Here is an 8,048-nt window from a genome sequence, read left to right as displayed (position 1 = left end):
CGGCGACCGGGCGGCGCTGTGGGGCGCGGCGGCCGGTACCGCGCTGATGGCGTGGATACGGCCCACCGACACCGTATGGGTGACCCTTCCGCTGTTCGTGCTGCTGGTGGGCGTACGGCGATGGTGGCGGCCCCGGCTGCTGCCGGCGATGGCGGCCGGCGGCGGCACCGGGGCGGGGGCGTGGGTCGTCGAGTCGTACGCCCGGTACGGGGGGCCGGCCCGACGACTGGCCGACGCCTCGCGGATCCAGGGCGGGCTGGGCTGGAACATCGCCGTCGACGACCAGCTGCGCAGCCTGGCGGGGCGCACCCTGTGCCGTCCCTGCACCGGTGATCTGCCGCATGTCGTGGTCGTCGCGTGGTGGTTCGTCCTGCCGGTGCTCGCCGCCCTCGGGCTGGCCGTGGCGCTCAGGGCGGGGCGTGCGACGCCCACAGTGGTGCTCCTGGCCTGCGCCCTCACGGCCGCCATCCCCTACCTGTTCCTCATCGGATACGCCGCACCCCGCTTCCTGCTCCCGGCGTACGCCCTGCTCGCGATCCCGGTCGCGGACGCGCTGCTGGGGCTCGTCACCGTGCCGGGTGGAGCCTGGCGGCCGGTGGCCGGGACGCTCGTGGCGCTCGGCCTCGCCGGGCATCTCGCGGTGCAGTACACGGTGCTGGCGGCCACCGTCGAACGCACCACCGCGACCCGTCGTGACTGGCACCGCGCCGCCGCCGAACTGCGGCGGCTGGGTGTACGACCGCCCTGCCTGCTCACCGGTGACTACGCCATCCCCATCGCCTTCCACATCGGCTGCGCCTCCGCCCACACCCACGGCAACAACGCCAACACCACCCGCGAGGGCATCCTCGGAACCGCCGAGCGCATCCCGGTGGCCGTCCTCGTGGCACCGGACGGCGGCCCACCCGAGTTCGCCCGGGACTGGCCCGCCCACCATGTCGCCGGGTTCCGACTGCATGTGGCGCCCATGGGGCGCGAAGCGGCGGGCGCCGGGGGCCGGAGGTGACCGGGCGGGGCGGGGGCCCGGACACGCTTCAGCCGCCGCGGGGGCGGTCGTCGACGTCCTCGGCGTCGCGGCGGGCCCTGAGGGCGTTGCCGGCCGGCACCACGAGCGCGCCCACCGCGACGAACAGCACCAGCAGCAGCAGACAGGCCGGGATGACCCGGCCGTAGCCGCCGACGCCCTGGTCCGGGTCGAGGAACGGGTACGGGTACCAGTCGGTCACGGCGCCCCGGATCAGGGCGTAGCCGACGTAGACGATCGGGGGGACCAGCCAGTACACGGCCCGCGGGTAGCGGATGCGGTGACGTGGCGGGTCGGCGAGCCAGTCGGCGATGAGCGCGACCGGCGCCACCTGGTGCAGCACGTGGTGGGCCCAAGCCGGCATCAGGGTGTCGTGGGACTCCGTGAGGATCAGGCCGTACACGAACCCGGTGATCGTCATGTACAGCACGACCGCCCCACGCACCGCGTCCGGCACGCCGGCCCTTCCCCACACCCCCGCCCAGCCCCCGGCCAGCAGGACCACGCAGGCGGCCATGCCGCTCAGGGTGGTGAAGTAGCTGAAGAAGTCCGCGATCCCGGTCGTCGACGCGGCGGTGCGGTCCGCCGCGAAGCCGAGGGCCACGGCGAGCAGCAGGCCGAGGGCGAGGCGGGACAGGGAGAGGGGGAGCGGCGGGGGCGGGGGCTGGGGTCGCGCGTGGGCGGGTGTCATGGGCCCAGAGGTAGGGGAGGTTCCGGCTTCCGGCCCGCATTGGTTCCTACGAGGGCGGTGTCCTCGGGACCGCTCAGGAGCCGTTGGTGATGAAGCCGTCCCTGACCCTGTCGAAGACGGGGCGGTAGGTGTCCCAGTCGTCTTCCGGGGCCGAGAGGTAGATGTCGTACTCCCGTTCGCCCGCTCGGCCGTAACCGAGGTCGATGGCACGGAAGACCCGTGCCCGGCCCTTGAAGGTGAACTCCCAGACGGCGGCCGGCTGCCCGCGGAAGGTGGTCTTCTGCATGCGCAGCTTCCGGTACGTCCCCGGATAGTTGGCCTTGGTGTTCGCCTCGATGTCCTTGAAGTGGGCCATGGGGTGCGAGCCGGCGGGGTCGACCATGCCGATGGTGATGCCGACCCGGCCGGTCTCGTCCTCGTAGATGACCTGCTCGGACGACCGCGTATCGAGCTTCCAGCCGTCCGGGACGGGGAAGGAGACGCCGAGGCTCTTCTCCGTGACGAGACGGTAGCCGTCCGGGACGGGGGAGGGGGAGTACGCGGGGGTGGCGCCGCCCTTCGGTGTGGCCCCGCCATCCCGGTTCGCCGTGGTCTCGTCATCCGAGTTCGCCGTGGTGTAGAGCACGGCCCCGACGAGCGTGGTGACGACGGTCACGGCGGCGGCGGGCAGCAGGACGCGGCTGCGGCGCCGGCTCCGGCCGCTGCCCTGTCCCTGACCTCGGCGGTCTCGGTGGGAGGGGCTGCCGTCGTCCGGGTCCGGGCCGGTGGGGACGCCTCCCCGGCGGGTGTCCTGGCCGGGGGCCCGACCACTGTCGGTGCCGGTTTCCTGGCCGACCTCCTGGCCGGCCTCCCGGTCGCTTCTGTGGGCGGCTTCCTGGCCGGTTCCGGACGTAGCCCTGCTGGACCCATCGCTGCCGGACGGGCCCTCGCCGGACGTGCCTCCGGCGCCCGGCTTCGGCAGTGCGACCGTCGCCGCACCGGACAGCACGGCCCGCAGTGCCCGTTCCGTCTGCTCGGCGGTGGGGCGGTCGGCGGGGTCCTTGGCGAGGAGGGCCTCGATGAGGGGTTCCAGGACGCCGCCCTGCTTCAGGGGCTCCAGGGGGTCGACGGCGATGGCGTACGCGGCCTCCATCGCGGTGAGCCGGCGGAACGGCGGGCGCCCCTCCACGGCCTGGTACAGCGTGGCGCCCAGGGCCCACAGGTCGGAGGCGGGGCCGGGCTTCTGGCCGCGTATCCGCTCCGGGGCCATGTAGTGGATGGAACCGACCATCTCGCCGGTCTTGGTCAGGGTCGAGGCGTCGGCCGTCATCGCGATGCCGAAGTCGGTGAGGACGACCCGGCCCTCCGCGCCCAGCAGGACGTTGCCGGGCTTGACGTCGCGGTGCAGTACGCCGGCGGCGTGGGCGGCGCGCAGCGCGGCGACCATGCCCAGACCGATACGGGCCGCCTCGTGGGGTGGGAGGGTCCTGCCGTCCGTGAGGAGATCGGCGAGCGTGGGCGCCGGGACGTACTCCATGACGATGCAGGGCTGTCCGTCGCCGTTCCGCCCGCTCTCCGCGGTCGCGCCGCTTCCGCCCGCCCCACTGTCGTCCGTGTCGTCCACGACGTCATGGACGACGATCACGTTGGGGTGGGCGACACGGGCGGCGCTGCGGGCCTCGCGGCGGGTGCGTTCGTACAGCGTGGCGAGGTCGTCGGGGGAGAGATGCGGCTGTATGTGCAGCCGCTTGAGCGCGACCTGGCGGCCGAGGACCTCGTCCTCCGCCCGCCACACCGTGCCCATGCCACCACGGCCGATCTGCTCCGTGAGCCGGTAACGCCCGGCGACGAGCCGCCCTACGTCCGACACCACGGGCCCTCCGCCAGCCCTGCATACGTTCGATTCGCCTGGCCACAATAACCGGCCTCCGGACAGAGCCATGGGGGTACCTGGTCCTGGCGGCTGACGGCAGAGCTCGGCCGGCCCGGTCGGCCCCTGCGGGGCCTCAGTCCGTGTGATCGGTGGGGATGCGCAGGGTCGCCTCGTAGCCGCCCGCCGGGGTGGGGCCGGATGCGAAGGTGCCGCCCAGGAGTTCCGCGCGCTCCTTGAGACCGATCAGGCCCTGGCGGGAGCCGGGGAGGGGGAGGGAGGGACGGGTGGGGGGTGTGTTCGTGATGGTGACGCCGAAAGCGGTGGCGTCGTCGGCACGCCAGAGCCGTACGGTCGCGGTGGCGCCCGGGGCGTGTTTGCGGACGTTGGTGAGGGCTTCCTGCACGGTGCGGTAGACGGCGCGCTGTGCGGGGGTGCCGACGTCCGGCGGGAGTTCGCCGGTGAGGTTCGTGTCGATGCCGCTGGTGGTCACGAGGGTGTGGAGATCGGCGAGGGTGGGCTGTGGGGTGAGTTCCGTGGCCCGGCCGCCGGAGGCCCTGAGCAGGGTGACCATGTGGCGCAGTTCGTCGAGGGTGTCGACGCTGAGCGAGCGGATCGTACGGGCGCCCTCCTTGAAGTCCGGGTCCTTGGCGGCGACTTGGAGCGCGCCGGCCTGGACGGCGATCAGGCTGACCTGGTGCGAGACGACGTCGTGCATCTCGCGGGCCAGTTGGGCGCGTTCGCGGGCGAGGACGGCCTGGGAGTGCAGCAGCCGTTCGTGTTCGCGGGCCTCCTCGATCTCGATGAGCCGCCGGGCCAAGTCCCCTCTGGCCTGGATGAGTTGGCCGAGCAGAACGGGCGCGGCGGCCGTGGCGAGCGTGTAGAAGAAGTAGACCACGGTCCAGGTGCGGTCGTGCGGGGTGATGTCGTGCAACGGCCACGGGGTGGCGGAGGCACCGGCGAACAGCACCGCGCACACGCCGAGCAGCCGCCGGTCGCGGGACCGCTCGGCCAGCGTGAACAGGGCCGCGAACGGGGCGAACACGATGTCCAGCATCAGCGCGGCCGGGATCGTACAGGCGAAGACCGCCGACGGGAAGCGTCTGCGGACCGCGAGCACGGCACAGCCCGCCCCGGCGATCGCCGTCGCGACGGGGGAGGCGCCCCCCAGGTTGAGCACGAGATCCGCGACCGCGATCACCACGACGACGGCGTCGACGACCGGGTCCGACACGCGTGCCCACCAGGGTGCGCCGGGTGTTCGGGGTGCGCCGGGTGGGCCGATCGTCGGCCGGCTGCCGGCGGGGGCTTCGCGTGGGGTCATCGGTCGGTTCCCGAGGTGCGGCGTGGCCGGTCGTCGAGCAGTCCCGTTCGCTGGGCGAGCAGCGCGGCCTGGACTCGGCCGCCCACTCGCAGCTTGGTGAGGATCGCGCTGACGTGGTCCTTCACCGTGCCCGCGCTGAGATGGACACGGGCACCGATGTCGGCGTTGGACAGCCCCTCCGCGATCAGGACCAGCACGTCGCGCTCCCGCTCGGTGAGCCGCCCCACCCTCGCGGCCTCGACGTCGTCGACCGCCGGGCCCGCGCCGGGGTGGCTCTGCCGGACGGCACGGCTCGCCTTCGGTGACATCACCACTGCGCCCGCCATCAACGTCCGTACCAGCTGGGCCAGTTGATCCGGCCCGGTGTCCTTGAGCAGAAAGCCGGCGGCGCCCGAACGCAGTACGGTCAGGATGTACTCGTCGGCGTCGAACGTCGTCAGCATCGCCACGACCGGCGGCTCCGGCAGCGCGCGCAGCTCCCGCAGCACCGTCAGCCCGTCCACGTCCGGCATCCGGATGTCCAGCAGCACCACGTCGGGCCGCTCCCGCCGCACGGTGTCGACCGCCGCCGCGCCCGTCGTGGTCGCGACGACCTCGATGTCGTCGGCCGCGCTCAGGATCAGCTTGAAGCCGGACCGCACCAGGGCCTCGTCGTCGACCACCATCACCCTGATCACGCCCGTCCCGCCCCGCCGTCCCCGCGCACATATGTCTTCGGCCGCACATCGCGGTCGATTCCCACCGCGTATACGTCGCCGCGCCGCCCGCCGCCGATTCCCACCACCCCGACCGTAGGACGGAAAACCTCCGTGAAACGGCCGATCGGGACACTCCCGCCGATCGGGGGGAGGGGTCCAGCCGCACGGGGGGTGGGGCGGGACCGGGCGGCGGCCGACGGCGTGCGCCGGCGCAGGGGCCGGGAGGGTCCGCCCCCCCCCGCCACCCGGCGTGCGCCCCGCCGGGTGGCGGGGGCGGAGCGGACACTTGCCGGATACTCCCGGCCGGGGCCGCTCTCCAGCCTGGACACATGCCCAAGAACACAGACGAAACGGCGCTCGGGGCCCTGCCGTCGCCCCCGGCACCGACCCCGACCCCGGCCCCGACGCGCACCCCCCACGGCACTGCTCCCTCCACCCCCCGCCTGATAGGCGTGGACCTGGCCCGAGGGCTCGCCGTGTTCGGGATGTACGCGGCTCATGTCGGCCCGGACCCCTCCGAGGGCGGGACGATCGGGTTCCTCATGGAGCTGACGCACGGCCGGGCCTCCGCGCTCTTCGCCTTCCTCGTCGGCTTCTCGATCGTCCTGATCACCGGCCGCAGCGCTCCGAAGACCGGCCGGGCGGGCCGGCAGGCCGTCGTCAAGGTGGTGATCCGGGCGGTCGTCCTGCTCGTCGTGGGTACCGCGCTCACCCTCACCGGCACCCCGGTCGAGGTGATCCTCGCCTTCTACGGCCTGTACTTCCTGCTGGTCCTGCCCCTGTACCGGCTGGGCGCCCGCCCGCTGGCGCTCATCGCCGGGGCGAGCGCGCTGGTCCTGCCGCAGATCCTGTACGTCGTCCTGCGGCTGCTCGACACCAGCGAGCCCGGCGGCGTCTGGACCTGGCCCGAGGACGCCGACGGCATCGTCTCGCTCCTCTTCACCGGCAGCTACCCGGCCCTGACCTGGATCCCGTTCGTCGTGGCCGGCATGGCGGTGGCCCGCCTGGACCTGACCGCCACCGCCGTACGCGTACGCCTCGCGCTCACCGGCGCCGCTCTCGCCGTGCTCGGCTACGGCGGTTCCTGGCTGGCCCTGCGTCTGGTCCCCGGCGCCATCGCGGCCGTCGGCGAGTCCGGCTGGGACGACGGTGGCTCGGCGGCGTCGGCCTGGTGGTCGGACATCTGGGGCTACCCGAGCGGCGACACCCGCTACGCGCTGCTGGTGGCCTCACCGCACAGCGAGACGACCCTGTCGATCGTGGGCAACACAGGTGTCGCCGTCATGGTCCTGGTCGTCTGCCTCGCCGCCGTGGACGCGTTCCCGCGCTTCCACCGTCTCGCCCGTCCGGTCGTCGCGGTCGGGTCGATGTCCCTGACGGCGTACGTCCTCCATGCCGTCGGTATCGACCTCCTCGGCATCGAGGAACTGCCCGGTTCCCCGCTGCACGTACTGCTCGGCTTCCTCGTCGCCGTGACCGTGTTCGCGACGCTCTGGTCCCGCTTCTTCCGACGTGGCCCGCTGGAGTGGCTGCTGGGCAAGGCCACCAAGCCCGCGGAGTGGGTCCGCTGACCACGCCCCGCCGCCCCGACACGCGGCAACGGTTGTCGACGACTCCGGTGATCAGTCCGTCCCGGCGGCCGACGGAACCGTGTCCAGCAGTTCGCGGGCCATACGACGCGCGGGCTCCGTGGTCTGTTCGGCGACGCGGCGGAAGGTGTCCTGGGCGGGACGGGCAGGCCAGGCGGGCGGAAGGTGCCGGGCGGGGAGTCTGGGGTCGGTACGGATGATCGAGAGCCATTCGCTGACCAGCAGCAGCCCGGTGCCGATCGGGTTGTCCCCGGCTCCGGTGCCGAGGAGCGCGGTCCACCGCTTGTCGAAGGTGACATAGCGGGCGGCGATGCTCTCCAGGTCCCAGGTGTCGCCGATCATCAGCTCGATGTCGGTGGTCGTGTCCGCCCGGGCGTGGAAGATCTTGACGTGGTCGCTGAGCCCCAGCTCCGCGACGACGCCGGCGACGTCGACGTCCCCGGGGGCGATCCACAGCCCGCTGTACAGCGCGCCGAATCCGGACCAGGTGAGCCGTGAGCGCAGATCGTGGCGCTGACGCTTCCAGGAGTCGGGGAGGGAGAAGCCGAGCAGCGTCCAGGTGCCGTCCCAGTCGTCGTTGACGGCGCCCTGCCGCCAGATGCGGGTGCGACCGTCGGACAGGACGCGCGTCGCCTGCGGGGTCAGGCCGAAGTACATCTTGCGGCCCTCCCGTTGGCGCCGCAGCAGACCGCGGTTGACCATGCGGGTCAGCGTGGAGCGTACGGCCTGTTCACCGACACCGACGCGGCCGAGCACGTCGATGATGCTGCCGGAGTAGACGCACAGGTCGCTGTCGTCCTCCTCCAGCACATGGTTGCCGAAGAAGGTGAGCATGAGCGATTGCGGGCGCGGCGTCGGGCCGTCCGGGGTGTC

At 73.0% G+C, this 8,048-nt stretch carries 6 protein-coding genes and 1 pseudogene; 2 read left to right on the top strand and 5 right to left on the bottom strand.

Annotated elements, in window-relative coordinates:
* Positions 1-1,006: pseudogene (locus STRIP9103_RS23265) on the top strand (hypothetical protein); the annotation flags it as partial.
* Positions 1,007-1,034: 28 nt separating this feature from the next.
* On the opposite strand, the gene STRIP9103_RS23260 reads toward STRIP9103_RS23265, so the two are convergent.
* The 4 genes from STRIP9103_RS23260 to STRIP9103_RS23245 form a co-directional block, all read right to left on the bottom strand.
* Positions 1,035-1,715: a Pr6Pr family membrane protein gene (locus STRIP9103_RS23260; protein ID WP_009320447.1), complete on the bottom strand. Its 681-nt coding sequence runs from the start codon at positions 1,713-1,715 to the stop codon at positions 1,035-1,037.
* A 73-nt stretch (positions 1,716-1,788) separates the two neighbouring features.
* Positions 1,789-3,567, bottom strand: a complete 1,779-nt coding sequence (locus tag STRIP9103_RS23255) for a serine/threonine-protein kinase (RefSeq protein WP_009320444.1) — start codon at positions 3,565-3,567, stop codon at positions 1,789-1,791.
* A 133-nt stretch (positions 3,568-3,700) separates the two neighbouring features.
* Positions 3,701-4,798, bottom strand: a complete 1,098-nt coding sequence (locus tag STRIP9103_RS23250; RefSeq protein ID WP_009320436.1) for a sensor histidine kinase — start codon at positions 4,796-4,798, stop codon at positions 3,701-3,703.
* Positions 4,799-4,884: 86 nt separating this feature from the next.
* Positions 4,885-5,553 (bottom strand): response regulator, encoded by a 669-nt coding sequence (locus tag STRIP9103_RS23245; RefSeq protein ID WP_048820819.1) that lies wholly within the window; start codon positions 5,551-5,553, stop codon positions 4,885-4,887.
* A gap of 362 nt (positions 5,554-5,915) precedes the next feature.
* On the opposite strand from STRIP9103_RS23245, the gene STRIP9103_RS23240 reads away from it, so the two are divergent.
* Positions 5,916-7,157: a DUF418 domain-containing protein gene (locus STRIP9103_RS23240; protein WP_048820818.1), complete on the top strand. Its 1,242-nt coding sequence runs from the start codon at positions 5,916-5,918 to the stop codon at positions 7,155-7,157.
* A 51-nt stretch (positions 7,158-7,208) separates the two neighbouring features.
* On the opposite strand, the gene STRIP9103_RS23235 is transcribed toward STRIP9103_RS23240, so the two are convergent.
* Positions 7,209-8,048, bottom strand: an 840-nt coding sequence (locus STRIP9103_RS23235; RefSeq protein WP_048820817.1) for a PaaX family transcriptional regulator, incomplete at its 5' end; no start/stop codon positions are given.

The sequence above is a fragment of the Streptomyces ipomoeae 91-03 genome, from assembly GCF_000317595.1.
Classification (GTDB): Bacteria; Actinomycetota; Actinomycetes; order Streptomycetales; family Streptomycetaceae; genus Streptomyces; species Streptomyces ipomoeae.
This window is presented reverse-complemented; position numbering and strand designations above follow the sequence as displayed.